The sequence below is a fragment of the Ovoidimarina sediminis genome, from assembly GCF_032586175.1.
GTDB lineage: Bacteria > Pseudomonadota > Alphaproteobacteria > Rhodobacterales > Rhodobacteraceae > Ovoidimarina > Ovoidimarina sediminis.
Map to the genome: position 1 here is coordinate 278,537 of NZ_JAWHTE010000001.1, position 24,640 is coordinate 303,176.

At 63.0% G+C, this 24,640-nt stretch carries 24 protein-coding genes; 7 read left to right on the forward strand and 17 right to left on the reverse strand.

Going from position 1 to position 24,640, the window contains the following annotated elements:
• Positions 1 to 112: 112 nt before the first annotated feature.
• The 10 genes from RXV90_RS01400 to RXV90_RS01445 form a co-directional block, all read right to left on the reverse strand.
• The gene (locus RXV90_RS01400) at positions 113 to 1,288 is read right to left on the reverse strand and encodes a Gfo/Idh/MocA family protein (RefSeq protein ID WP_316646438.1); all 1,176 of its coding nucleotides are present in this window, start codon (positions 1,286 to 1,288) and stop codon (positions 113 to 115) included.
• Positions 1,289 to 1,369: 81 nt separating this feature from the next.
• A complete protein-coding gene (locus tag RXV90_RS01405; protein WP_316646439.1) occupies positions 1,370 to 2,428 on the reverse strand; it encodes a sugar phosphate isomerase/epimerase family protein in 1,059 nt (352 codons plus the stop codon).
• Positions 2,429 to 2,452: 24 nt separating this feature from the next.
• Complete coding sequence (locus RXV90_RS01410; RefSeq protein ID WP_316646440.1) at positions 2,453 to 3,478, reverse strand: LacI family DNA-binding transcriptional regulator; 1,026 nt, start codon at positions 3,476 to 3,478, stop codon at positions 2,453 to 2,455.
• Positions 3,479 to 3,533: 55 nt separating this feature from the next.
• Positions 3,534 to 4,679 (reverse strand): iron-containing alcohol dehydrogenase, encoded by a 1,146-nt coding sequence (locus tag RXV90_RS01415; RefSeq protein WP_316646441.1) that lies wholly within the window; start codon positions 4,677 to 4,679, stop codon positions 3,534 to 3,536.
• 1 nt (position 4,680) lies between these two features.
• On the reverse strand, positions 4,681 to 6,060 hold the full coding sequence (locus tag RXV90_RS01420) for an aldehyde dehydrogenase family protein (RefSeq protein ID WP_316646442.1): 1,380 nt from the start codon (positions 6,058 to 6,060) through the stop codon (positions 4,681 to 4,683).
• A gap of 9 nt (positions 6,061 to 6,069) precedes the next feature.
• A complete protein-coding gene (locus RXV90_RS01425) occupies positions 6,070 to 7,434 on the reverse strand; it encodes a glutamine synthetase family protein (RefSeq protein ID WP_316646443.1) in 1,365 nt (454 codons plus the stop codon).
• Positions 7,435 to 7,496: 62 nt separating this feature from the next.
• Complete coding sequence (locus tag RXV90_RS01430; protein ID WP_316646444.1) at positions 7,497 to 8,528, reverse strand: TRAP transporter substrate-binding protein; 1,032 nt, start codon at positions 8,526 to 8,528, stop codon at positions 7,497 to 7,499.
• A gap of 48 nt (positions 8,529 to 8,576) precedes the next feature.
• Positions 8,577 to 9,902 (reverse strand): TRAP transporter large permease, encoded by a 1,326-nt coding sequence (locus tag RXV90_RS01435; protein WP_316646445.1) that lies wholly within the window; start codon positions 9,900 to 9,902, stop codon positions 8,577 to 8,579.
• Positions 9,902 to 10,426 (reverse strand): TRAP transporter small permease subunit, encoded by a 525-nt coding sequence (locus RXV90_RS01440; RefSeq protein WP_316646446.1) that lies wholly within the window; start codon positions 10,424 to 10,426, stop codon positions 9,902 to 9,904. Before RXV90_RS01440 ends, RXV90_RS01435 begins: the two co-directional genes overlap by 1 nt.
• A complete protein-coding gene (locus RXV90_RS01445; RefSeq protein WP_316646447.1) occupies positions 10,423 to 11,124 on the reverse strand; it encodes an N-formylglutamate amidohydrolase in 702 nt (233 codons plus the stop codon). The genes RXV90_RS01440 and RXV90_RS01445 overlap by 4 nt, the downstream gene beginning before the upstream one ends.
• A 201-nt stretch (positions 11,125 to 11,325) precedes the next feature.
• Here RXV90_RS01445 and RXV90_RS01450 point away from each other — a divergent pair, with 201 nt between their 5' ends.
• From RXV90_RS01450 to RXV90_RS01480, 7 genes are all read left to right on the forward strand, one after another.
• Positions 11,326 to 12,189 (forward strand): MurR/RpiR family transcriptional regulator, encoded by an 864-nt coding sequence (locus RXV90_RS01450; RefSeq protein ID WP_316646448.1) that lies wholly within the window; start codon positions 11,326 to 11,328, stop codon positions 12,187 to 12,189.
• 32 nt (positions 12,190 to 12,221) lie between these two features.
• On the forward strand, positions 12,222 to 13,325 hold the full coding sequence (locus RXV90_RS01455) for a serine hydrolase domain-containing protein (RefSeq protein WP_316646449.1): 1,104 nt from the start codon (positions 12,222 to 12,224) through the stop codon (positions 13,323 to 13,325).
• Between the two features lie 167 nt (positions 13,326 to 13,492).
• Positions 13,493 to 15,121, forward strand: a complete 1,629-nt coding sequence (locus RXV90_RS01460) for a peptide ABC transporter substrate-binding protein (protein ID WP_316646450.1) — start codon at positions 13,493 to 13,495, stop codon at positions 15,119 to 15,121.
• A 65-nt stretch (positions 15,122 to 15,186) separates the two neighbouring features.
• Positions 15,187 to 16,110, forward strand: a complete 924-nt coding sequence (gene oppB, locus RXV90_RS01465) for an oligopeptide ABC transporter permease OppB (RefSeq protein WP_316646451.1) — start codon at positions 15,187 to 15,189, stop codon at positions 16,108 to 16,110.
• 1 nt (position 16,111) lies between these two features.
• On the forward strand, positions 16,112 to 17,041 hold the full coding sequence (locus RXV90_RS01470) for an ABC transporter permease subunit (protein ID WP_316646452.1): 930 nt from the start codon (positions 16,112 to 16,114) through the stop codon (positions 17,039 to 17,041).
• Complete coding sequence (locus tag RXV90_RS01475) at positions 17,041 to 18,003, forward strand: oligopeptide/dipeptide ABC transporter ATP-binding protein (RefSeq protein ID WP_316646453.1); 963 nt, start codon at positions 17,041 to 17,043, stop codon at positions 18,001 to 18,003. Before RXV90_RS01470 ends, RXV90_RS01475 begins: the two co-directional genes overlap by 1 nt.
• On the forward strand, positions 18,003 to 19,034 hold the full coding sequence (locus RXV90_RS01480; protein ID WP_316646454.1) for an oligopeptide/dipeptide ABC transporter ATP-binding protein: 1,032 nt from the start codon (positions 18,003 to 18,005) through the stop codon (positions 19,032 to 19,034). Before RXV90_RS01475 ends, RXV90_RS01480 begins: the two co-directional genes overlap by 1 nt.
• Here RXV90_RS01480 and RXV90_RS01485 read toward each other — a convergent pair.
• The 7 genes from RXV90_RS01485 to RXV90_RS01515 form a co-directional block, all read right to left on the reverse strand.
• Positions 19,015 to 19,812 carry an ABC transporter substrate-binding protein gene (locus RXV90_RS01485; RefSeq protein ID WP_316646455.1) on the reverse strand — a complete coding sequence of 266 codons (798 nt, stop codon included), beginning with the start codon at positions 19,810 to 19,812 and terminating at the stop codon, positions 19,015 to 19,017. The two genes, RXV90_RS01480 and RXV90_RS01485, sit on opposite strands and share 20 nt — an antisense overlap.
• A complete protein-coding gene (locus RXV90_RS01490) occupies positions 19,809 to 20,525 on the reverse strand; it encodes an ATP-binding cassette domain-containing protein (RefSeq protein WP_316646456.1) in 717 nt (238 codons plus the stop codon). Before RXV90_RS01490 ends, RXV90_RS01485 begins: the two co-directional genes overlap by 4 nt.
• Entirely contained in the window at positions 20,519 to 21,223 is a 705-nt protein-coding gene (locus RXV90_RS01495; protein WP_316646457.1) for an ABC transporter permease, read from the reverse strand. The genes RXV90_RS01490 and RXV90_RS01495 overlap by 7 nt, the downstream gene beginning before the upstream one ends.
• Before the next feature lie 7 nt (positions 21,224 to 21,230).
• The gene (locus RXV90_RS01500; RefSeq protein WP_316646458.1) at positions 21,231 to 21,740 is read right to left on the reverse strand and encodes a DUF2478 domain-containing protein; all 510 of its coding nucleotides are present in this window, start codon (positions 21,738 to 21,740) and stop codon (positions 21,231 to 21,233) included.
• A gap of 80 nt (positions 21,741 to 21,820) precedes the next feature.
• Positions 21,821 to 21,946 (reverse strand): hypothetical protein, encoded by a 126-nt coding sequence (locus RXV90_RS01505; RefSeq protein ID WP_316646459.1) that lies wholly within the window; start codon positions 21,944 to 21,946, stop codon positions 21,821 to 21,823.
• Positions 21,943 to 23,274 carry a c-type cytochrome gene (locus RXV90_RS01510; protein WP_316646460.1) on the reverse strand — a complete coding sequence of 444 codons (1,332 nt, stop codon included), beginning with the start codon at positions 23,272 to 23,274 and terminating at the stop codon, positions 21,943 to 21,945. Before RXV90_RS01510 ends, RXV90_RS01505 begins: the two co-directional genes overlap by 4 nt.
• Positions 23,271 to 24,482: a formate dehydrogenase subunit gamma gene (locus tag RXV90_RS01515; RefSeq protein WP_316646461.1), complete on the reverse strand. Its 1,212-nt coding sequence runs from the start codon at positions 24,480 to 24,482 to the stop codon at positions 23,271 to 23,273. The genes RXV90_RS01510 and RXV90_RS01515 overlap by 4 nt, the downstream gene beginning before the upstream one ends.
• Between the last annotated feature and the right edge of the window lie 158 nt (positions 24,483 to 24,640).

A 24,640-nucleotide genomic window follows, 5' to 3' on the forward strand; every position in this document is an offset into this window, starting at 1 on the left:
TGGGCGGACACGGCATGTGGAGCGAGCGTAATTGAGGTACGCCCCTCAGCGCAAGGGAATTTTCTGAGGTACGCACATCAAAAAGCCGCGGCGCCCCGATTCAGGCAGGTGCTCAGAGGTTGAGCGATACCCAGGCGCCATTTCGTTTCGACGAGCGCACGCAGGCATCGACGAAGGCGACGCCTTCCAGCCCGTCCCGGACGGTCGGAAAGGCCACGTCCTCGGGCACAGGCGCACCGGCCTGGTGCGCCCGAATCGCCGCCGCCGCCTCGCTGTAGATCGTGGCGAAGCCTTCGAGATAGCCTTCGGGATGCCCGGGCGGCACGCGGCTCACACGGCCGGCGGCCTCCCCTGCACCGGCGCCGTTCCGGGTGATCAGGCGCTTCGGCTCGCCCAGGGGTGCATACCAAAGGTAATTCGGATCCTCCTGCGCCCATTCGAGCCCGCCCTTCTCTCCGTAGACCCGCAGCTTCAGGGCGTTCTCGTTGCCGGGCGAGACCTGGCTGGCCCAGAGCATGCCGCGCGCGCCGCCCTCGAACCTCAGGCGCACCTGTGCGTCGTCATCGACACGGCGGCCCGGCACGAAAGAGGTCAGTTCGGCAGACAGCTCTGCCAGCGGCAGGCCCGTAACGAAGCGCGCGAGGTTGTAGGCGTGGGTGCCGATATCGCCGATCGCGCCGCCCGCGCCCGTCCGCTCGGGATCGGTGCGCCAAGCGGCCTGCTTCATACCGGTTTCCTCGAGAGGTGTCGACAGCCAGTCCTGCGGGTATTCCGCCTGCACCACGCGGATCGGGCCGAGCGCACCACCGGCGATCATCGCGCGGGCCTGGCGGATCATCGGATAGCCCGTGTAGTTGTGCGTGAGCACGAAAATAGCGTCCGCGCGCTCCGCGGCCTTCGCCAGAGATTTTGCCTCGGTCAGCGTGGCGGTCAGGGGCTTGTCGCAGATCACGTGAATGCCGCGCTTCAGAAAAGCCTTCGCGGGCCCGGCATGCATGTGGTTCGGGGTGACGATGGCGACAGCCTCGATCCCTGCCTTCAGCCGGCCCTCGCGCTTGGCCATTTCCTCGAAATCGTCGTAGACCCGTGCGGGATCGAGCCCGAGATCGGCGCCCGAAGCGCGCGATTTCTCGGGGGTTGAACTGAAGCAGCCCGCCACAAGCTCGAACCGGTCGTCGAGCCGCGCTGCAATCCGGTGCACGGCGCCGATGAAAGCGTCGCGCCCGCCGCCCACCATGCCCAGCCGGATCCGTCCCGTGTTCGTTTCACTCGTTCCATCGATGGGCATGGCGCCCTCCTTATTCATGTGGCTTGAAATATCCCGGGGGGGCCGCCCGGACGGGCGGCGGGGGCAGCGCCCCCTCCCACTCTAGCGATCGAGGCCGAGCATCGCGCGGTTCGCGGTGTCATCCGTTCCGCCGGCGGCGAAATCATCGAAGGCCACCTCGGTCACACGGATAATGTGGGCGCGCACGAATTCTGCTCCCTCGCGGGCACCGTCCTCGGGATGCTTCATCGCGCATTCCCATTCCACCACGGCCCAGCCGTCGAAATCGTACTGAGTGAGCTTCGAGAAGACCGCACCGAAATCGACCTGCCCGTCGCCCAGCGAGCGGAAGCGCCCGGCCCGGTCGACCCATGACTGATAACCGCCGTAGACACCCTGCCGCCCGGTCGGATTCAACTCGGCATCCTTGACGTGGAACATCTTGATGCGTTCGTGGTAGATGTCGATATTATCCAGATAATCAAGGGCTTGAAGAACGTAGTGCGAGGGATCGTAAAGCATGTTCGCCCGCGCGTGACCATCCACACGATCAAGGAACATCTCGAAGCTGACGCCGTCGTGGAGATCCTCGCCCGGATGGATCTCGTAGCAGAGATCGACCCCGTTATCTTCTGCGTGGTCGAGGATTGGACGCCAGCGCGCCGCAAGCTCGTCAAAGGCCGCCCCGACAAGCCCCGCCGGGCGCTGCGGCCAGGGATAGACATACGGCCAGGCAAGCGCGCCCGAGAAGGTCACATGGGCGCCGATTCCAAGGTTCCGGGAGGCTGTGATCGCCTTCTTCACCTGTTCGACCGCCCATTCCTGACGGGCTTTCGGATTGCCGTGCACGGAGGGATCGGCAAACCCGTCGAAAGCCGCGTCATAGGCGGGGTGGACGGCGACGAGCTGACCCTGAAGGTGGGTCGAAAGCTCCGTCACCTCGATCCCGTTCTCGGCCGCCTGTCCCTTGAAGGTGTCGCAGTAATCCTTCGACGCGGCCGCCTGATCGAGATCGAAGAGGCGGCCATCCCAGCTTGGCACTTGCACGCCTGCATAGCCGCATTCGGCCGCCCATTTCGTGATCGCATCCCATGAATTGAAAGGCGCGGCATCGCCCGCGAACTGCGCCAGAAACAGTGCAGGGCCCTTAATCGTTTTCATATATCCTCCCTTGACCTGCGCGGGTTACGGCAGGTTCTCCTTCAATACGATTTCTATTCTTATCTTTTCCTGGCTTGCGATCACCGGGGCGCCATCGCATCGGGCGCGGAGCACGCGGGCGGCGGATCGCACCAGATGCCCGGTGTTCTGATTGATGATGACGTCGACCGTTCCGGCCTCGAGCGCGGCTCGGGTGTGGGGCGTCAGGTCGTGGCCGACGACGGTGACCTTGCCGGTCAGGCCGCGGGCCGCGACGACCTGGGTGACGCCGCGCATGCCCGCGCCAACGCAATAGATGCCCGAAACATCACCGACGGAGTCAAGACAGGCGTTCAGGACCTGGGCCGTGCGTTCATGGTCGTCCCTGCCCTCTAGCGACGGGAGCGCCACGAGATGAGGGAAGTCGCGGGTCAGCACCTCGTCGAAGCCAAGCCGGCGATCGACCATGTCGCGGGCCTGGGTGGTGTTGAGCACGACGGCCACCCGGCCCGGACGGCGAGCGAAGCGCCCCATGAGATGGCCTGCGGTGCGGCCTGCCGCAAGATTGTCGATACCCACGAAATGGTCGCGCTCGGAATTCGGCTGATCCGTGACGAGGGCGACCACTGAGATCCCCCGCTCCTTGAAGTGGGCGATCATGTCCCGGACCATGGGCGTTTCGCTGGCGAGGATCGCGACACCGTCGACGCGGGCATGCTCGATGCGGTGCATGGTGCGGATCATCGCCGCCGGATCGCGAAGCTGGACGGTGATGGTGCGGATATCGGAACGATCCGCCAGAAGCCCGACCCGGGCCTCCGCGATGGCATCGCGCATCGAGTGCAGGAACTGGCTTTGCCCGTCCGGCAGAATGAAAACGAAGTTGTAGTTGCGCTGGCGCGCGAGGTTGGCCGCATAAATGTCGCGGACATAACCCAGCTTTTCGATCGCGGTGTGAACGCGCGCGGCGGTCTTCTCGCGCACTCCGGGCCGGGCGTTCAGAACGCGATCGACCGTGGCCAGGCTTACGCCGGCCTCGCGCGCGATATCGTGGACGGTCGGTTTGCCCATGGCTGCCCTTTCGAGGGCAGGTTAGGCAGGGCTTCTGAGGTACGTCAATCAGAAATCAGAAGCAGGCCTCGTAGAGCGCGCGTGTGTTTTCGGCCGTCATGGCCACGGGATTGCCGCCGACCGACGGGTCTTCGAGCGCCATGGCCGTCATTTCGTCCAACCGGTCGGTGCCGACACCCAGAGCGGTCAGCGTCGGCGGGATGGCCAGCATCTCGCGCAGCTCGAGCACCCGGTCGTAGAAGCCCGCATACCCGCCGTCTATGCCAAGATAGGATGCGGCCCCTGCCAGGCGATCTTCCACCGCCGAACGGTTGAACTCCAGCACCGGCGGCATGACGGTGGCGTTCGTCGTTCCGTGATGGGTGTTGTAGAGCGCACCGACAGGGTGGGAGAGCGCGTGGATCGCACCGAGCCCTTTCTGAAACGCGACCGCCCCCATGGCGGCGGCCGACATCATATGGGAGCGCGCCTCGATATCCGCACCGTCCGCATAGGCGCGCGGGAGGTATGTGTTCACGAGCCGCATCCCTTCGAGCGCGATGCCCTGGCTCATCGGGTGATAGTGCGGCGAGCAATAGGCCTCGAGGCAATGGGCGAAGGCATCCATGCCGGTGCCCGCCGTGATCGGCTTCGGCATGCCCACGGTCAGTTCCGGATCAGAGATCACGACGGTCGGAAGCACCTTCGGGTGGAAGATGATCTTCTTCACATGGGTGTCGGAATTGGTGATGACGCTGGCGCGCCCGACTTCCGAGCCGGTGCCGGCGGTCGTCGGCACCGCCACGATCGGGGCGATGCCATCGGGGTCGGCCCGCGTCCACCAGTCGCCGATATCCTCGAAATCCCAGACCGGGCGGGACTGGCCCGACATGAAGGCCACCATTTTCCCGAGATCGAGCCCGGATCCGCCGCCGAAGGCGACGACGCCGTCATGATTGCCCTCGCGATAGACCTTGAGCCCCTCGGCGAGGTTCAGATCGCTCGGGTTCGGATCGACTTCGGCGAAGATCGCGCGGCCCAGCCCGGCGGCATCGAGGATATCCAGCGCGGTCGCGGTAACGGGAAGCGCGGCAAGGCCCCGATCCGTCACGAGCAGCGGGTTCGAGATGCCGGCGGCCACGCAGGCTTCGGGAAGTTCGGTGATGCGGCCTGCGCCGAAGCGGATGGCGGTCGGGTAGGACCAGTTGGCGGTGAGAGCCATGTCAGGTGACTTTCTTCAGGTGATAGGATTTTGGCCGGGTGAGGTTGTGGAAGCCGATGACCGAAAGCCCCCCGCCCTTCCCCGTCAGCTTGCAGCCCGTCCAGCAGAGTGCCGGATCGAGATAATCGGCACGGTTCATGAAGACGGTGCCGGTTTCGATCCTGGCGCCGAGACGTTCAGCGCGGTCGGGATCCTGCGTCCAGAGCGAGGCGGTAAGGCCGAAATCACTGTCGTTCATAAGGCCGAGGGCCTCTTCATCACTGTCGACCTTCATGATTCCCACGACCGGAGCGAAGGTTTCGTCGCGCATAACGCGCATGGTGTGATCGACATCGGTAAGCACCTGAGGCGACAGGTAGGTGCCACCATCATCGGCGTCGAAGGGTGCGATATGAGCCGTTGCCCCGGCAGCCAGTGCCTCGGCGACCTGGGCGCGCGCCTCGTCGGCGAAGCGTTTGGCGGCCATGGGGCCGAGCGTCGTCTCCTGGTCGAGCGGATTGCCGAGCTTGAAGGCGCTTGCAAAGGCGATGGCGCCATCGACGAAGCGGTCGTAGAGCGAAGCATGGACATAGATCCGCTCGATCCCGCAGCAGCACTGGCCGGAATTGTACATCGCGCCGTCCATCAGGGTGGCGACTGCCGCGTCGATATCGGCATCCTCCATCACGTAGCCTGGATCCTTGCCGCCGAGTTCCAGCCCAAGCTGGGTGAAGGTGCCGGCGGCGGCGGCTTCCATGGCGCGGCCGCCATTCACAGACCCAGTGAAGTTGACGAAACTGAAAGCGCGTTCGGCGATCAGGGACGAGGTTGTCTGGTGATCGAGGAAGACGTTCTGGAACACGTCCTCGGGCACACCGGCCTCGTGGAAGGCGCGCGCGAGGCGTTCACCGACGAGGAGGGTTTGCGTCGCGTGTTTCAGGACAACCGTGTTGCCGGCGATCAGCGCGGGCGCGAGCGTGTTGATCGCGGTCATGTAGGGGTAGTTCCACGGCGCCACGATCAGGACGACGCCATGCGGCTCGCGCCGGATGAAGCGGCGGAACGTATCGCTGTCCTCGATGGCGATATCGGCCAGCGCGTCACCAGCGATCCGGCCCATGTACGAGGCGCGTTCATTGAACCCACCCCACTCGCCACCATAGCGGATCGGGCGGCCCATCTGCCAGGCGAGTTCAGGGATGATCTCGTCATTCATCTCGCCGATACGGGCGACGCCGGCGAGCACAAGCTCGACACGTTCGGAGAGCGGGCGCGCGGCCCAACCCGGTTGCGCCGCCTTCGCCCGGGCGGCGGCGGCGCGGGCAGCGTCTGGGCTGAGGACGGACCGTTCGGCACAAACGGAGCCGTCGACCGGGGAGATGCATTGCAATGTGTTTGTCATGGTGTGGCCTCAGGACCGCTCGAAGCCGCGGAACACCTCCCAGTCGGTGACGCGGCGGTCATATTCGGATTGTTCCCAGCGCGCCGCGTGGACGTAGTGATCGACCACATCGTCGCCGAGGGCCGCACGCATCGCCACGGAGCCATCGAGCGCGCGTGCCGCGTCCCGAAGGGTGCGCGGAATCTCTCGCACCCCTTCCCCCTGATAGGCGTCGCCGGTGAATTCAGGCTCGAGTTCGAGCCCCTCGCCGATGCCTGCAAGGCCCGCGGCAATCTGGCAGGCAAACGCGAGATAGGGGTTCAGGTCGGCGCCGCCCACGCGGTTCTCGATCCTTATGCCCTTGCTGCCCTCGCCGACGAGACGATAACCCGCCGTTCGGTTGTCGCGCGACCAGACGGCCTTCGTCGGTGCGAAGGTGCCCGCGACATAACGCTTGTAGCTGTTGATGTTGGGCGCGAGGAAGAGCGTGAGATCCGAGGCATATTTCAGCAACCCCGCGACGTAGGCCTGCATGGTAGCAGACATGCCGTGATCGGCGCTTTCGTCGAGGAAGACCGGCTTGCCGTCCTTCCAGAGCGACTGGTGGATGTGGCATGAGGAACCGGCAGGGGCATTGGCGTATTTTGCCATGAAGGTCACCGCGTGGCCCTGTGCGAGGGCATTTTCCTTCACCGCCTGCTTGGTAAGCACGTGAATGTCGGCGCTGTCGAGCGCATCGGAGTACTTCACGTTGATCTCGTGCTGGCCTGCCCAGGCCTCGCCCTTCGAGTTCTCGACGGGAATGCCCGCTTCATAGAGGTCGTTTCGGATATCGCGCAGAAGATCTTCTTCGCGGGCGGTCGTGAAGAGGTGATAGTCCTCGTTGTAAGGGCTCGTGGGTTCGAGACCGCGATAGCCCTGGTCGAAGGCCTGTTCGAAGGATTGCCGGAATATGTAGAATTCGAGCTCGGAGGCCATCATCGCCGCCATGCCGCGTTCGGCCAGTCGCGCGATCTGAGCCTTCAGGATGGCGCGCGGCGAGATGGAGATGTCGGCGTGCCCGTGATGATCCTTGATGTCGCAGAGCACGATCGCCGCCCCCGGCGCCCAGGGCGCGAGGCGCAGCGTCGAGAGATCGGGCTTCATCATGTAATCGCCGTAGCCCTGCGCCCAGCTTGCGGATTTGTAGCCCGGTACAGGCTCCATCTCCTGATCGACGGTCAGAAGATAGTTGCAGGCATGGGTTTCGTGCACACCGGCGTCGAGGAAGTGGCACGCGTGGAAGCGCTTGCCCATCAGCCGGCCCTGCATGTCGACCTGGGCCATGATGACGGTATCGATGTCGCCCTGATCGACCAGTTCGGTCAGGGCATCGAGGGTCAGGTTACCGGGCATTTTGGTGATCCGTTGTCTGAAGGGTATGCACGGCCCCGCGCAACGGGGCCGTACGACTATTATCAGGTATAGCGGTAGGGCCTACCGGCCTTTTCCATGTCCGCATTGTACTGCTTGAAGATCTCGACGACCTGCGCCTTGACCTCGGACTCCGCCGCGATCTCGTCCCAGAACACGCGCGCCGCGGCTTCGACCTGGGCCCATTCGTCATCGGGGATCGAAGTAAGCTGCATCTTGGTACCGTTCACGCGAAGGCTGGCTTCCCCGCCCCAGTACCACCACTGGCGATAGTAATGCGACTGGTCGCAGCAGACGCGGAACAGGGTTTGCAGATCCTCGGGCAGTTCATTCCAGCGATCCATGTTGGCGAAGAACGAGCCCGCCCAGGCGCCGGAGATGTTGTTGGTGAGGAAGTAGTCGGTCACGTCGGCCCAGCCAACCGTGTAGTCTTCGGTGATGCCCGACCAGGCGATTCCGTCGAGTTCGCCAGTCTGCACCGCGACCTCGATGTCTTCCCAGGGCAATGTGACGGGAACGACGCCGAACTGCGCGAGGAAGCGGCCTGCGGTCGGGAAAGTGAAGACGCGCTTACCCTGAAGATCGGCCAGCGAGCGGATCGGATCCTTCGTTGCGAAGTGGCAGGGATCCCAGGCGCCTGCCGAGATGTGCTTCACCCCGACCTTGGAGTATTCGGAATCCCAGATTTCGTTCAGCCCGTACTGGTTGAAGAGAACCGGCACATCGAGCGAGTAGCGCGAAGCGAAGGGGAAGTAGCCGCCGAAGACGGTAACTTCGGTGGGCGAAGCCATCGAGTCGTCATCCGACTGCACCGCATCGATCGTGCCACGTTGCATCGCGCGGAAGAGTTCGCCGGTCGGCACGAGCTGATCCGCATAGAAGAGTTCGATCTGCATGCGGTCGCCAGCGATCTTGTTGAACATCTCGATTGCCGGATCGATCACGTGCTCGGCCAGCGCCGGGCCCGCATAGGTCTGCATCCGCCAGCGGATCGTCGACTGCGCGATGGCGGGCGTTGCGAGGGCGGCAGCCGGTGCGAGGGCGGCGCCCTTCAGAAGCTTACGTCTTGTTGTCATATCTCACTCTCCTTGCTGGTGATTTGCGCCGTTTTCCCGGCGTTCTTGCTAGTTTCCGTAAACATATCCCGGCAGCCAGAGGGCGATTTCCGGGAAGGCCATAACGATCGTCAGCGCCAGCGCCATGACGAAGACAAAGGGGACAATCGAACGGTAGATATCGCCCAGCGTGACCTCAGGCGGGGCCATGGCGCGCATCAGGAAGAGGTTATAGCCGAAAGGCGGGGTCATGTAGGCGATCTGCGTGGTGATCGTATAAAGTACGCCATACCAGATCAGGTTGAACCCAAGCTCGTCCACAAGCGGCACGTAAAGCGGCGCGACGATTACCAGCATGGCGGTATCGTCTAGGAATGTACCCATTACGATAAAGCTGAGCTGCATCAGGATGAGGATGACCCAGGGGCTGAGGCCAAGCTGTTCGGTGAAGAGGTTCTCGATCGCCCGGACGGCACCAAGACCATCGAACACGGCCCCAAAGGCCAGGGCCGCGAGGATGATCCACATGAACATGCAGGTGATGGCAAGCGTCGAGCGGACAGTGGTTTCGAAGACCTGCCAGGTCATTCGGCCCTTCAGAACGGCGGCGAGGAAGGCCGCGAGCGCGCCGATTGCGGAGCTTTCGACGAGGCCCGTCCAGCCGTTGACGAAGGGGATCATCATCACCGCGAAGATGCCGAGCGGAAGGAGGCCGGCGGAAAGGAGGCGGTATTTCTCCGCGCGGCTGACATCCCGTTCTTCGAGCGGAAGGACGGGGCCGAGGGACGGGGTGATCCGGCAGCGAATATAGATGTAGATAATAAAGAGCGTGGCCATCATCAGCCCCGGAATGACCCCCGCGAGCCAGAGTTGCCCGACCGGCTGGCGAGCGATCATCGCATAGAGAACGAGAACGACCGACGGCGGCACAAGGATGCCGAGGGAGGAACCGGCCTGGATGACGCCGGTCACCATCCGCTTATCGTAGCCCCGCTTGAGGAGTTCCGGCAACGCGATCGTCGCCCCGATGGCCATGCCCGCAACCGATAGCCCGTTCATCGCAGAAATGAGAACCATGAGCCCGATCGTGCCCATGGCGAGCCCGCCGGGCATGCCGCCCGTCCAGACATGGAACATGCGGTAAAGATCATCGGCGATCTTCGATTCCGACAGCACGTACCCCATGAAGATGAACATCGGGAGCGTCAGAAGCGGGTACCATTTCATAAGCTTCATGGCCGCCGCGAAGCCGAGATCGTAGCCGCCCCTGTCGCCCCAGAGCAAAAGAGCCGCGACGACCGCGACGAAGCCGATCGCACCGAAGACGCGCTGCCCGGTGAAGAGCATCAGCATCATCATGGAGAACATGAGGATGGCGATCAGTTCATAGGACATCAGATCGCCTCTCGCGGAATGTCGTGGCCACGGATCCTGAGCACGTCCTTGAAGAATTCAGCCACTGCCTGAAGAAGCATGAGCGACAGGCCGATCATCATGATGCACTTGATCGGCCAGAGATAGGGACGCCAGGCCGTTGGGCTGCGTTCACCGCCGTACTGGAAACTGTAGATCGTCGAGTCGAGCCCGCCCCAGAGCATCACCACGAGGTAGAAGATCAGGAAGAATATCGTTAAGGCATCGACCCAGGCCTTTCGCCCGTCGCTCCATGCCCCGTAGAAGAGATCCATCCGCACGTTCGACCCCATCTGGATCGCGTAGGGGCCGCCCAGGATGTAATAGGCAACCATCGCAAACTGCGCCATTTCCAGCGTCCAGAGCGAAGGATTGAAGAAGGTCTTCGAGATAGAGGACCAGAGCAGGATCCCCATCATCACGAAGATCCCGTACATGACGACGCGCCCAAGGCGGCGGTTGATGGTGTCGATCACGGAGATGTAGCGCAGCATGAAGCCGGTCATGACTGAGCCTCCGCGATTGCGACACCCGCGCGGTCGAGGGCCGGAAGCAGAACCTGGGTGATCGATGCGCCCTGCGAGGCGATATCGACGGGTGTTGCGAGGAGATCGTTCCGCACTTCGATCATCAGGGGAAGCAGGCCCGCATCCTCGGCGATCCGCACGGTGTGGGTCACCCCATCCTCCGGGCCATAGGGGCTGTTGCGATCCCATTCGCGCCCCTGCTCTCCCGCTTCCTCGAGGACGATATCGGCCAGCCGCAAATCGCGGTCATGGAGAATGCCGACCGTGGTTTCGCGGCGTTCGCCGAAATAGACCGGGGTGAAGCTGTGGACAGTGATGAGGGCCCGGGCGCCGCTGTCGCGGATCGCCTGTGCAAGCGCCTCCCGCCAGGGCCGGTAGGTGGTCTCGACCCGTTCGGCGCGCGCGGTGGCGTCGAGATTTCGGTTGGCCGGAATGTCGTAGATCTCGCTTCGGTCTGGGATCGCTGCCGACACTTCCGGCGGCCGGTTCAGATCGTAGACGAGGCGTGACACGCGTGCGTTGATCAGCGGAGCGCCGAGCCGGCGGGCGATGTCGCGCGCCAGATCCAGGGCGCCGATATCCCAGGCGATGTGGCTTGACAGCGCCTCTTTCCCGAGGCCGAGATCGCCGTAGCGGTCGGGCACGTGGCGAGAGGCATGTTCGCAGACGATGAGCACAGGGGTCCCCCTGCCTTCCGTCACCGCAGCGATTGCTTCTGATGCCACTTGCCGACGCGCCCCCGTCCTGATGCCCGCGTGGCGAGCATTCCGCAGGGAGCCTGCGACGGTCAAGGCATTTCTGAAAAATTTTCTTCTCCACCGGCAAGCCTGAAGCTATGCTTACAAAATGTGCAGGACAGAGATAGGTCGGCCAGCACTGTGACCGAGAGCATTCAGGAACGGATCGCAGCCATTCAGGAGACGCTCACCCGGGCGGAACGGCAGCTTGCCGAGGCAATTCTGGCGAACTATCCGGTCTCGGGGCTCGGGTCGATCACACGGCTGGCGGAAGCGGCCGATGTCTCGACCCCGACGGTGGCGCGTATGGTGCAGAAGCTTGGCTATTCGGGTTTTCCGGAATTCCAGGATGCCCTTCGGCAGGAGCTTGAAGCGCGGATATCCAACCCCATCGCGAAGCGAGATCGCTGGACCGATGCAGCGCCCGACGCGCATATCCTGAACCGGTTCACCGACAAGGCCACGCAGAACATCCGGCAGACGATCGCCCATCTCGACCCGGGCGCTTTCGACGAGGCCGCGCGTCTTCTGGCCGATGAAGCACGCGCGATCTCGGTGACGGGGGGGCGGATTACGCACGCAGTGTCGGAATACCTTTATCTGCATCTTCAGGTGATCCGGCCGCGCGTCGGGCATATCCGCTCGACCGCGAACAGCTGGCCGCATGACCTTCTCGACATGACCGCAGGCGACGTCGTGGTGATCTACGACGTGCGGCGCTACGAGAACGCGACGCTTCGGCTGGCCGAGATGGCAGAACGGCGGGGTGCGGAGATCATTCTTTTCACCGATCAGTGGCAATCTCCCGTTGCGCGGCACGCGTCGAATGTCTTCTCGTGCCGGATCGAGGCGCCGAGCGCGTGGGACAGCGGGGTCGCCACGCTGCTTTTGACCGAATGCCTGATCGCTGCGGTTCAGGAAATACGCTGGGACAGTACTTCGGACCGCATGCGGCGCCTTGAAGAGATCTTCGACGAGAGCCGCACGTTCCGGAAGTTCGTATGATTTCAGAAGGGTTGCGCGGGCACCTTCGTGCGTTGACGGACCCGGATCGCGGTGGACGGTATCTTCTGGCAGCGGTGGCCGAGGACGGGACCGACGGACGGAACGTGTTTCTGACGGGACGGGTGCGGCCTGGCGAAGCGGCACGGGATCGTCCCGAGCTTGAAACATATTCGGTGCGGGTGGCATCGATATCCAAGGCCCTCACTGCGCGTGCCGCCCTGGAACTGGTCCAAGCTGGCCTTGTTTCGCTTGACGACTTGGTGGGCGACCGGCTGGCCCCTTACGGCTATCCAGAATGGTTGAGCGGCCGCGGAATTCGGCTCCGGGATCTTCTTTGCCACTGTTCCGGGCAACAGGACCGCGCGGGCTATGTGACGGAGCCGCCCGATGACCTGCCCTCTTTCCTTGCACGCAATGCCGCCGGCATTGTGGCGGACTGGCCAGCCGGGGCGCATTTCTTCTATGCGAACCTGAACTACGTGCTACTTGGCGCGGTGATCGAGGCGGTCAGCGGCGAGCGTTTCGACAGGGTTGTCGATGCGTCAGTTCTTCGTCCTATGAACATTGCAGGCTGGTACAACTGGGCGGGTGCGGATGCCGGGACTCGGCGGCGCCGGATCCCGCTCTTCGAGCGGCGCGGAAAACGGTATGACCCAGAGGCCGATGGGGAACCCGGGGACTGGACCGCCGACGTTATCTGGCGAAATGGGCGGGGGATTGGCCTTGGAACTTACAGGCTGGCGCGGGACAGCTTTCTATTTTCGCCCCACGCGGGCCTTCGGACGACGATTGGCGGGCTTGCCCGGCTGGCGCGGAGCATTGGCGGAGATGACAAGGCAGCGGTGGCGATGCGCGAGCAGACCTGGCGCTACGACGGGACGAACGGCACCTGGTCGGATGGCCTGTTCCCTGCCTTTGGCCTCGGGCTGACGCTTTACGAGGATCATTCGCGTATCCCCGGCCGGCTGGCGGGACATGCCGGCCATGCGCTTGGCTTCACCGGCGGCGCGTGGTGCGATCTGGAGACCGGGCGCGGCTGGGCCTACTGGCTGACCGGGTCGGAGGACGCAACAGTGGGGCAAGAGGAAGAAAGCTTTTTCGCCCACGAAGAACAGGTGATTTTTCAAACGATATGACGGCGAAAGGCCGCAAACTGCCTCTTCCCTCGCGTCACAACCACCGAAAACGGTCTTGCTATCGAAACAGAACCGCCGAAGATGGGCGGATCAATACGGCGGGACAGACCGCCGATGGCCGGTCGCTTTTAATTGCCCCGGCAGACTGCCAAACAGGGAGCACATTCATGAACCTAAAGCATCTCTTCACCTATTCGGCCGCGGCCGCCCTTATCGCGGGTGGCGCGCTGGCAATGGACACTCATCCGACGACGGGCGAGGCGCTTGCCGACAACCAGACCTTCACCTACCGCCTGCTTGACCAGTTTCCGACGCTCGACCCGCAGCTGATCGAGGAAACCGCGGGCAACCATGTGGGCCGCCAGCTGTTCGAAGCGCTGATCATTCAGGACGAGAACGGCGGCCTTGTTCCCGGTGTCGCGAGCGAATGGTCGTCGCCCGACGGAAACAACACCTGGGAATTCAAGCTGCGTCCGGAAGCGAAGTGGTCGAATGGCGATCCGGTTACCGCCCATGATTTCGTTTACGCCTGGCGCCGGGCCGCAGATCCGGCGACGGCTTCGCCCTATGGCTGGTATGTCGAGCTGTCATCGATCACGAATGCCGCACAGATCCTTGCCGGGGAGGCATCGCCCGACACGCTGGGGGTCGAAGCTGTCGACGACCATACGCTGCGTGTCACGCTTGAAACGCCCCTGCCCTATTTCCCGAACATTGTCACCTATTCGACCTTCTACCCTGCACACCAGGCGACGATCGAAGCCCATGGCAGCGACTGGACGAAACCCGAGAACATCGTGGGCAACGGCGCCTACACGCTGGAAGAGCTGGTGCTGAACGAGTTCTTCACGCTGAAGAAGAACCCGAATTACTGGAATGCCGATGCGACGATCATCGAAGAGGTAAAGGGCGTCATCATCAATGACGTGAACACCGCGCTGACCCGGTACAAAGCGGGCGAGATCGATATGCTCGAGCCGCTGCCGCCCGGGCAGTACCCGTCGCTCAAGGAGGAAATGCCCGAGCAGGCGCATTCCGTGCCGCGGCTTTGCAGCTATTACTACGCAGTGAACTTCACGGATTCCGGAAACCCGGCGCTGCAGGACGTGAACGTGCGCAAGGCGCTTTCCTATGCCATCGACCGCGACGTGATTGTGAACCAGGTACTAAAAGGTGGCCAGGCGCCCTCCTACAACTTCACACACTGGGCAACGGCGGGCTTCGAGAAGCCGACCATCGACTACTCGACCTGGACCCAGGCAGAGCGCGACGCGAAGGCAAAAGAGCTGATGTCGGCCGCAGGTTATGGCGCGGGCGGAGAGCCGCTTGAACTTCAGCTGATCTACAACACGTCGGAAAGCCACAAGGCCATCGCCACGGTCATGGCGCAGATGTGGAAGCAGAAGCTGGGCGTCGAGGTTTCCATGGAGAACATGGAGTGGCAGACCTACCTCGAGGTGCGCGGCGAGCAGAAGTTCGACGTCGCGCGCTCCGCATGGTGCGGTGACTACAACGAGGCTTCGACGTTCCTCGACCTCGTGACCACCACCCACGGCGCCAATGACGGGAAATATTCCAATGGCAAGGTTGACGAGCTTATGAAAGCCTCGAAGACCTCTATGGATCCGCAGGCGGCCTATACCGAAGTGGAACAGATCCTCGCCGACGAGATGGCGATCATTCCGATCTACCACTACGCCAACACGTTCCTTCTCGATGAAACCCTCAAGGGCTTCCCGATGAACAACGTGGAAAACAACTGGTACGTCAAGAACTTCTACCGCGTCGCGGAATGAGGACTTGAAGACAGGGGCGGCCCCGTGCAGGGGCCGTCCCGCCTCTTTGCAGAGGGCCGGTTGCCATGCTCAATTTCACGGTCAGGCGCCTTGCCGTCGCGGTGCCGACGATCCTAATCCTCATTATCGTGACGTTTATCCTGATGGAGGCCGCGCCCGGTTCGCCGTTCGCGACCGAACGCGGTGTGCCGGCGGAAGTCCTTGCGAACCTAGAAGCCAAGTACGGGCTCGATCGTCCGCTCTGGCAGCGGATCGCGATATACGTCTGGAATATCGTTACTGCCTGGGATTTCGGACCGTCCTATATCCTGAAGGACCGGGACGTGAACGACATCATCGCACAGGGCTTCCCCGTCACTTTGAAGTACGGCACGTGGTCGTTCCTCGTCGCTGTCGGGGTGGGCGTGTCGCTGGGCGTCGTCGCGGCGATCCGGCAGAATACCTGGCTTGATTACATGGCGGTGGGCATTTCAATCGGGGCGCAGGTGCTGCCGAATTTCGTGATGGCGCCCATCCTGATCCTGATCTTTACGCTCTGGCTGGGTTGGCTGCCGGGTGGCGGCTGGCAGGGCGGCCAGTGGCAATACGTGATCATGCCGGTGATCGCGCTGTCGACATCGTTCATGGCGTCCATCGCACGGATCACGCGCGCCTCGATGCTGGAGACGATGAACGCGAATTTCATTCGCACGGCGCGCGCCAAAGGCCTGCCAATGAAGCGGGTGATTTTCCGCCATGCTCTGAAGCCCGCTATGCTTCCGGTGATTTCCTATCTGGGGCCCGCCTTTGTCGGCATGATCACCGGTTCGGTGGTGATCGACATGTTCTTTTCCACCGGCGGGATTGGTCAGTTCTTCGCAAAATCGGCGCTCAGCCGGGATTACGGCGTCATGCTTGGGATAACGGTTCTGATCGGAACGCTGACGGTACTGTTCAACCTCGTGGTCGACATCCTTTACGCATGGATCGACCCCCGGATCAGGTACTGACATGCGTTCTCCCACCCTGACCCCCGCCGCCACGACAGAGGCGCTAATCACCGCGGAGCCGGTTGCCGGCCGGTCGCTTTGGCAAGATGCCCGGTCGCGGTTCTTCCGGAACCGCGCGGCGACCGGGGGCCTGATCGTCCTGATCCTCGTCGGGCTGTTCGCGACTTTCGGGCAGTACTTCGCCGCCTGGTCGAACGAGGAAGTTGACTGGAACATGCTCGGCAATGTCGCCGAGCTTGGGGCCCCGAATTTAGCCAACGGGCATTATTTCGGCGTCGATGAACTGGGTCGTGATCTTTTTGCGAGGGTCGTTCAGGGCACGCGCATATCGCTCATGGTCGGAATCATCGGCGCGCTTGTGGCCGTGATCATCGGCACGCTTTATGGCGCGACGGCGGGATACCTCGGCGGACGGCTCGACAACATCATGATGCGGATCGTCGATATCCTGATGTCGATTCCCTACATGTTCGTGCTGATCCTGCTGCTCGTTGTCTTCGGACGGTCGCTGTTCATGCTGTTCCTCGGGATCGGCCTAATTTCGTGGCTCGACATGGCGCGGATCGCGCGAGGCCAGACACTTTCGATCAAGAACAAGGAATTCGTGGAGGCGGCCGTCGCCACCGGTGTACGACCGCTGACGATCATTCTGCGCCACATCGTGCCGAACCTTCTGGGCGTGGTAATCGTCTATGCCACGCTTCTGGTACCATCCATGATTATTTACGAGAGCTTCATCTCCTTCCTCGGACTCGGCGTGCAAGAACCCAACACATCCTGGGGCGCGCTCATCAACGACGGGGCGAGCCAGATGCAGTACGGCACGCTGTGGCAGCTTCTCTATCCCCTGTTCTTCTTCTGCATCACGCTCTTCGCCTTCTTTTTCGTCGGCGACGGTTTGCGTGACGCGCTCGACCCGAAGGATCGCTGATGCTGTTATCCGTGAAAGATCTTTCGGTCGCCTTCGAGACGAATGACGGGACAGTGAATGCCGTGAACGGCGTGAGCTTTGATGTGGCTGCGAAGGAGACGCTTGCTGTCGTGGGCGAAAGCGGATCGGGCAAGAGCCAGACGGCATTCGCGATCATGGGCCTTCTGGCCAGAAACGGGCGGGCCTCGGGATCGGTCAGGTTCGGGGGTAAGGAGATCCTCAACAAGCCCGATGCGGAGTTGAACCGGATCCGCGCGGCGAAGATTTCGATGATCTTTCAGGATCCCATGACCTCGCTGAACCCCTACCTTCGTGTATCGGATCAGATGTCCGAGGTGCTCGAACTGCACAAGGGGATGAGCCGGCGGGAGGCGATGGCAGAAGCGGGCCGGATGCTCGACGCCGTGAAAATACCGGATGCGAAGAACCGCCTCGACAACTACCCCCATGAGTTTTCGGGCGGCATGCGGCAGCGGATCATGATCGCGATGGCGCTGCTGTGCCGCCCTGAGCTTTTGATCGCTGACGAGCCGACGACCGCACTCGACGTGACCGTGCAGAACCAGATCATGACGCTTTTGTCCGAGATCCGGGAGGAGTTCGGTACGGCGGTGATCCTTATCACCCATGACCTCGGAATCGTGGCTGGCTTCTGTGACCGGACCGTCGTGATGTATGGTGGGCGGATCATGGAGGCCGGAGAAACGGCTCCGCTTTTCGCCGCGCCCACGCATCCCTATACGGCGGGGCTTCTGAAGGCGATCCCGCGGCTTGACGAAGATCACGAGGTGCTGCCGACGATCGACGGGGAGCCGCCCAACATGCTTGGCCTGCCCTCCGGCTGCCCCTTCCACCCGCGCTGTGCGCGCGCGGTTGAGCGCTGTGCGTCGACGGTGCCGGCCCTCGAAGCCGACGGGACGCGTGCCTTTGCCTGCCACGTGCCATTGCGGGAGGTGGCGTGATGGCCGCATTGCTGGAAGCGCGTGGCGTCGAGGTTACCTTCCCCATCCACGGGCGGTCGGACTGGCCGTGGACGCCCCCGAAGCGGCTCAAGGCCGTCACCGGCGTCGATCTGACGCTGAACGAAGGCGAAACGCTGGGGATCGTGGGCGAAAGCGGATCGGGGAAATCGACGTTGGCCCGCGCGATCATCGGCACCGTGAAGGCCACCGGTGGCGCGGTGCTTTGGCAAGGCAAGGATCTGCTGACAATGGCGCGCGAGGAGCGGCGGACTCATTCGCGCGACGTGCAGATGGTGTTTCAGGATCCGCTCGCGGCGTTGAACCCGCGGATGACCGTCGGGCAGATCATTGCTGAGCCGCTGATCACCCATTTCCCGAAGACACCTAAGGACGACGTGCGCGCGCAGGTGCAGGATATCATGACGAAGGTCGGACTTCTGCCGAACCTCATCAACCGGTATCCGCACGAGTTTTCAGGCGGCCAGTGCCAGCGGATCGGGATCGCCCGGGCGCTAATACTGAAGCCCAAGCTGCTGATCTGTGACGAGCCGGTTTCGGCCCTGGACGTTTCGGTTCAGGCGCAGGTGATCAATCTTCTGAAGGCGATCCAGAAGGAGTTTCGGCTTTCGATCATCTTCATCGCGCATGATCTTTCGGTCGTTCGCCATGTGTCGGACCGGATCGCGGTGATGTACCTTGGCCGTCTGGTGGAGGCCGCGCCGGGGCGAGAGCTGATCGCGACCCCCTGGCATCCCTATACAAAAGCCCTGATCGCTTCGGTTCCCCTGCCCGATCCGGAGCTTGAACGCGGGCGAATGCGGGCCTCGCTTGAAGGAGAGTTGCCTTCCCCGCTAAACCCGCCTTCGGGCTGTGCATTTCGGACACGGTGCCCTGTCGCGCGTACGTCCTGCGCCCATCACGAGCCTGAGCACCGCTGGGAAGGTGCACGTATGGTGGCCTGTCCGTTCGCGCCCGAAGAGGTTGAAGACCTCGACGCGGCGCGGCCCGATGTCAGCGCGGCTTCGCGTTGAATGTGAAGAGGCGCTCACCAGCGATTTCGTAGCCGTTTATGAGCGCTTCAGCTGCTGGTGATGTCAGCCAGTCTTCGAGCTGCGTGGCGAGATCGGCCTTAACATGTGGGTGCTTGTCAGCACTGACAGGCAGGTATGCGTATTGGTTGAAGAGGACGGGATCGCCCTCGAACAAGAGCGACAGGCCCGCCTTGTTGGCGAATTTGAGCCAGGTGGCGCGGTCAGTGAGGATGTAGGCCCCGAGGCCCGCGGCGGTATTGAGGGCTGCGCCCATTCCTGCGCCGACTTCCTTGTACCAGTCGCCCTCGACCGCCACCCCGGCCGCATCCCACAGCCGTAGTTCCATCTTGTGCGTTCCGCTGTCATCGCCTCGGCTCACGAAGGCCGCCTCGGCCGATGAGATTGCACGAAGGGCGGCATTCGCGTTGTCCGCGCCGGACACGCCCGCCGGATCACCGGTGGGACCGACGATGACGAAATCGTTGTACATGATTTCGCGGCGATGAGGGGCGTTGCCCTCTGCAACGAACGCGTCCTCCGCCGCACGGGAGTGGACGAGCACCGCATCCACATCGCCCGCCGCGCCAAGCTTCAACGCCTGACCGGTGCCGACGATCAGAAGCTGAAGCTCTATCCCAGTTTCCGCCTCGATCTCGGGCAAAAGCACTTCGGCCAAACCGGAATTCGCGAAGGACGTCGTAACCGCCATGCGCATTGGATCGGCCCACCCCGGAAGGGCGAAGATACAAAGCGCAAGTGTCGCAATGGCGCGGATCATGGAATCAGTTCTCCGTTCAGATGGGCGGTTGCTTGGCGCGAGATTTCGCCACCAAAGAACGCGTCCCTGTGCGCCGCGTCAAGGAGGTGCCCGCCGTGAAGGAAGAGGATTTCGTCGGCAAGACGGCGTGCTTGGCCGATATCGTGGGTGGACATCACGATGCGGGTGCCGGCGTCGCGGGCGCTGCGCAGTATCTCTTCAATATCGCGGGTCGAGGCGCCGTCGAGATTGGCGCAAGGCTCATCCAGAAAGAGAAGTTCTGGCTTACGGATGAGCGCACGGGCGAGGGCCATCTTTTGCTTCTCGCCTCCCGAAAGCACTTCCGAGGGGCGATCCAGCGCACCGCTCAGCCCGACCTGTTCAGCCGCCCCCTCCGCCTGCCTTCGGGCCTCCCGCATGCTTACACCGTCGAGGCGCAAGGGATAGGCGATGCAATCGACGATGGAACGACGCATGAGGATCGGGGTCTGAAAGACGAAGGCCTGTGCGCGGCGGACCTCGGCTTCGTCGCCAGACCACTTGAGTTCGCCCCGGTTGATCCGCTCAAGCCCGTGCATGGCCCTGAGGAGCGAGGTTTTGCCGGACCCGTTGGGGCCCATCAGCACCGTGATCCCGTCGCCTTCAAGCGTCCAGTCGATCGGGCCCAGGATCGTGCGGCCTTGCCGGCGCAGTTCTACGCCGCGCAGCGTGAGGGGCAGGCAGCGGCTTACCATCGGCTTCCCCGTTCGGTACGGCCCAGGGCGTGGAGCGCGAGATTCACCGCCACGGAAAGGCCTATCAGAATGAAGCCGAGCGCAAGGGCCATGCCGAAATCCCCTTTGCCGGTTTCGAGGGCGATGGCAGTGGTCAGAACCCGGGTCGCATGGTCGATATTACCGCCTACGATCATGATCGCACCAACCTCGCCGATCGCACGCCCGAAACCTGCGAGAGAGGCGGTGATCAGGGGGCGGCGGCCGTCCCAGAGCAGCGAGGCGATCCGTTGCCGACGGGAGGCGTTCAGAGAGATCATGAGATCGTGATAATCCGCCCAGAGTTCGCGGATCGCCTGGTGGGCGATGGAGGCGATGATCGGCGTGATGATCAGGACCTGCGCAATGATCATCGCGGTCGGGGTGAAGAGAAGGCCGAGTACACCGAATGGCCCGGCCCGCGAGAAGAGCACGTAAACGATCAGCCCAACCACGACAGGCGGCAGGCCCATCAGGGCATTGAGGAGCGCGATCACGATCCGGCGGGCACGGAAGCGGTTGACAGCGAGCCATGCACCGAGGGGCAGCCCGATAGCTGAGGCAATAAGGGTGGCAGTCAGCGTAACATGGAGCGATCGCAGCGTGATTTCGATCAGATCGGCGTCGAGCCTCAGTATGAGCCTGGCCGCGGTCAACAGGCCTTCGACGATGTCGTTCAAGGCGCTCTCAGACCTCTGCCGCGGCTGTGTTGTCGATCCATGCCAGGATGGCATCCACGTCGGGCGACACCTGCTCGGCCATTTCGCCCGCAAAGGCGCGGAAGCCGTCGAGATGGGTCGGGCCGACGGCGCAGACCACCGGGACACCTTCGGCGAGAGCGCGGCCGATCAGCGGGCGGAAGCCCTTGCCGTCGATTTCCTGCTTGCCGAATTTGTTGACTATGCAGAGACGCGGTGATGCTTCGAGCGCGCTTTCCGCGTATCCCACGGCCGTTTCAAGCGCGCCGGTATCGAGGCGACACCCCCTGGCATAGGGACCGAGATCCTGACTGATCCGGACAATGTTGTCGGTGCCCAGGATCTGGAGATGCATATGACAGCGCCCGTCCGACGCAGCGCCCACGTTGTGCTGCACCGCGCCAGCGAGCGTCCAGCCGCGCGCCTGAAGCCGCGCCGCGACATCCGCCATCAGCGCATCGGCGCGTCCCGCGCCATCCTGTGTGACATAGCCTAGCATGTGGTGGTTCAGACGACGCCGCCCGGGTTCCCTTTTGTCGAGCGACCCTACCCGATGGCCCCCGAAAGGAAAAGCGGGCTTCAGTCGAGCCGAACGCTTGGGGCGGAGCCGCGTTCGCCCGACGAGAAGCCGGCATAGTCGAGCGCGCGGTCAGCCCCCGCGGCGATGACGGCGATGGCAATGAACGCAAGGAGCATCGGTTTCATTTTTTGGTCTCCAGAGCGGTTTCCCGTTTCAGAAAGTCGATCAGGTCGGCCCGGTCCTCGGGCTTGGCGATCTGTTGCATCGGCATCTTGGTGCCGGGGATATAGTGGTCGGGGCCGATATCGAACAACGCGTCGATCGTTTCTTCGCTCCATACGATATCGAGGGCGAGGATGGCCTCGGAATAGGGGTAGCCGTCCACCGAGCCCGCGCGACGTCCGAAGAGCCCCGCCAGCGGCGGTCCGGCTCGGCGTTCGCCATCCTCGCCCAGCGTATGGCATATGGAGCACTTGCGCAGAAACTGGCGCTCTCCATTCGGCACCGCGTCAGGGTCGGTATGGAACTCGCGCCGTATCTCGGCGAGGCGGGGCGCACTGTCGGTGCCGTCGAGCGGCCAGAGCATCGCTTCGTTGGCGATGCCGCCCGCGATGATGCCCTCGCCCGAACCGGTGAAGGCAAGCGCCCAGATCGGACCGTTGAGAGCGGCGCGGAAATCGTGCTCTACACGCCAGTTCCCCGTACCGACAATCATGATGTAACCTTCGCCGTCGCCCACCGCGAGACGCGCCCCTGCCGAGGAATGGGCGAGCGAGAGGATCGGGCGGCGACCCGCGGTTAGATCGGCCAGCGCCTCGCCAGTCTCGAGCGCGAGGATGCGAGTGCCCCCATCGAGTGCCCCGTAGGCAAGCCAGCGTTCCGCCTCGTTCAGAAGGATCACGTTGATGCCGAAGCCGTGGCTTGCGAGGCGACGTGTAACCCGCCATGTGGCGGTTTCCCATTCGAGGAGCGTACCGTCATATCCTGCGGTATAGAGACGGCGCTCGTCACCTGACCATGCGACAGCATTCACGGGGCCCTCGTGCTCCGTCAATGTGGCGTCGAGCCGGCCGTCATCCGTTGACCAGATCCGCACGCTCCCATCCCAGCTTGCCGAGGCGAGGCGTGTACCGTCCCGTGTGACGGAGAGGCCCATGACCTTGCCGGTATGGCCCTCAAGACGTTGAACTTGCCGGCCCTCGAGAACATCCCAGATGATGACGTCGAAGTCGTCGCTGCCCGAGGCGGCGCGTCCGGACGTCAGGGGGATCACCGTGTTCACCGCCGCCTCATGGCCGTCGAGCCAGTGAATGGCCTCGTCGCCTTCGAGGGACCATAGGCCGACCGAATTGTCGAAGCTCGCGCTGAGGAGGGTGCCGCCATCACCGGTTATCGCGAGCCCCATCACAGGCCCGCCGTGCCCGGCGAATGTGCGGAAATCTGCCGCACCGGCGGGAAGCGCGCCGACGACAATCGCCGCCAGCGCCGTCGCGCGGGCCAGGATCGCGATCATTCCGCGGGCTGGGCGCCGGGCGCGGCAGAGCCTTTCTTGGCCTGAACCTCTTCAACCCAGAGCGAATGATGTTCCTTGGCCCAGTTGAGATCGACTTCGCCCGTGCCCATCGCATCATAGGCGCCTTCCATGCCCACCGAGCCGATGTAGATGTGCGCGATGATGATCGCCATCATCACGAAGCTGACGATGGCGTGCCAGAGTTGCGCGAACTGCATCTCTTCATGTGGCGCGAGTTGGGCGGGGAACGCCTCCATCCCGAGAAGCCCGGGCACGCCGAAATCGTTGAGGATCGCGAAAGTCTTGGCGAACATCGGCAGCTCGAACGGGAATAGAAGCGAGAGACCGGAGGCGGAAATCGAGCCGCCAAGCAGTATCACCGACCAGAAGATGATCTTCTGGCCCGCGTTGAACTTCTTTGCAGGCGGATGCGATTTGCCGATGATCCCGCCGCCCTTGGCGAACCAGACAAGATCGTGCTTCGAAGGGAAGTTGTGAACGACCCAGAGCAAGAAGACCATGATGATCGACAACATGAAGGCCCAGGCCACATTGTTGTGCACCCACTTCGAAGCGATCGCCATGGTGGAGTAAGCCTCGTGCCCGATCAGGGGGATCAGGCCCTTACGGCCGAACAGCGTGAGCAACCCGGTGATCCCAAGAACGATGAAGGATCCCGCAAGAAGCCAGTGGGCGAAACGTTCGATTGCGTTGAAACGGAGGATCGTCACCCCGGCGCGGCCATGGCTGATCCGGATGCGTCCCCGAAGTATGAAGAAGAGCGCAAGAAATCCAAGCGTGCCGAGAAGGAGGTAGCCGCCATAAGTGGAAAGCGGGCCCTGGCGGAAGGTTTGCCACCACATGCCGCGATCCTGCATAAGAACGCGCGCCGGCGCACCGCCGGCGGAGACCGTAACATCGGCCGTGCCGAAACGCAGGGCTTCCCAGACCTCGGCGTCGGAAGCGCCGCCGCGAACACCCAGCATGCTGGTGATGCCCTGGGCTTGTTCCGTCGCGCTGTCGAAGTCCCGCGGCAGCCGGGGAACGTCTTCGCCGCGCTGGCGCGCGAGAATGCTCTCGAGATCCGAGTTTGCATCTTCAGTTGTGATGACATCGGGTCCACCCATTGAGGTCTGCGCCAACGCCGGGGTGGATGAAAGAAACGCCGCCGAAATCAGGACAAACAGACCTGCCAGAACCCTTGTCATACCAACCTCCCTAGAAGACATGCCGTCATGGGCTTTTTGCCAATTTTATGCCTGCTTACCTGTACCGGGACACCTTCAAGTCAAGGCGCTCAAACCCCTCTATCGGAGTGGCGGCACCCATTTGTTCTTGCGTACCCGGAGACCATCGAACAAGGACG

What these genes read in the sequence shown, in the direction of transcription:
- RXV90_RS01510 (WP_316646460.1), bottom strand. Translation starts at nt 23,274, where the DNA reads ATGATCGCGATCCTGGCCCGCGCGACGGCGCTGGCGGCGATTGTCGTC.
- RXV90_RS01420 (WP_316646442.1), bottom strand. Translation starts at nt 6,060, where the DNA reads ATGACAAACACATTGCAATGCATCTCCCCGGTCGACGGCTCCGTTTGT.
- RXV90_RS01475 (WP_316646453.1), top strand. Translation starts at nt 17,041, where the DNA reads ATGCTGTTATCCGTGAAAGATCTTTCGGTCGCCTTCGAGACGAATGAC.
- RXV90_RS01425 (WP_316646443.1), bottom strand. Translation starts at nt 7,434, where the DNA reads ATGCCCGGTAACCTGACCCTCGATGCCCTGACCGAACTGGTCGATCAG.
- RXV90_RS01415 (WP_316646441.1), bottom strand. Translation starts at nt 4,679, where the DNA reads ATGGCTCTCACCGCCAACTGGTCCTACCCGACCGCCATCCGCTTCGGC.
- RXV90_RS01405 (WP_316646439.1), bottom strand. Translation starts at nt 2,428, where the DNA reads ATGAAAACGATTAAGGGCCCTGCACTGTTTCTGGCGCAGTTCGCGGGC.
- RXV90_RS01435 (WP_316646445.1), bottom strand. Translation starts at nt 9,902, where the DNA reads ATGTCCTATGAACTGATCGCCATCCTCATGTTCTCCATGATGATGCTG.
- RXV90_RS01410 (WP_316646440.1), bottom strand. Translation starts at nt 3,478, where the DNA reads ATGGGCAAACCGACCGTCCACGATATCGCGCGCGAGGCCGGCGTAAGC.
- RXV90_RS01485 (WP_316646455.1), bottom strand. Translation starts at nt 19,812, where the DNA reads ATGATCCGCGCCATTGCGACACTTGCGCTTTGTATCTTCGCCCTTCCG.
- RXV90_RS01460 (WP_316646450.1), top strand. Translation starts at nt 13,493, where the DNA reads ATGAACCTAAAGCATCTCTTCACCTATTCGGCCGCGGCCGCCCTTATC.
- RXV90_RS01505 (WP_316646459.1), bottom strand. Translation starts at nt 21,946, where the DNA reads ATGAAACCGATGCTCCTTGCGTTCATTGCCATCGCCGTCATCGCCGCG.
- RXV90_RS01490 (WP_316646456.1), bottom strand. Translation starts at nt 20,525, where the DNA reads ATGGTAAGCCGCTGCCTGCCCCTCACGCTGCGCGGCGTAGAACTGCGC.
- RXV90_RS01400 (WP_316646438.1), bottom strand. Translation starts at nt 1,288, where the DNA reads ATGCCCATCGATGGAACGAGTGAAACGAACACGGGACGGATCCGGCTG.
- RXV90_RS01470 (WP_316646452.1), top strand. Translation starts at nt 16,112, where the DNA reads ATGCGTTCTCCCACCCTGACCCCCGCCGCCACGACAGAGGCGCTAATC.
- RXV90_RS01480 (WP_316646454.1), top strand. Translation starts at nt 18,003, where the DNA reads ATGGCCGCATTGCTGGAAGCGCGTGGCGTCGAGGTTACCTTCCCCATC.
- RXV90_RS01515 (WP_316646461.1), bottom strand. Translation starts at nt 24,482, where the DNA reads ATGACAAGGGTTCTGGCAGGTCTGTTTGTCCTGATTTCGGCGGCGTTT.
- RXV90_RS01430 (WP_316646444.1), bottom strand. Translation starts at nt 8,528, where the DNA reads ATGACAACAAGACGTAAGCTTCTGAAGGGCGCCGCCCTCGCACCGGCT.
- RXV90_RS01440 (WP_316646446.1), bottom strand. Translation starts at nt 10,426, where the DNA reads ATGACCGGCTTCATGCTGCGCTACATCTCCGTGATCGACACCATCAAC.
- oppB (WP_316646451.1), top strand. Translation starts at nt 15,187, where the DNA reads ATGCTCAATTTCACGGTCAGGCGCCTTGCCGTCGCGGTGCCGACGATC.
- RXV90_RS01500 (WP_316646458.1), bottom strand. Translation starts at nt 21,740, where the DNA reads ATGCTAGGCTATGTCACACAGGATGGCGCGGGACGCGCCGATGCGCTG.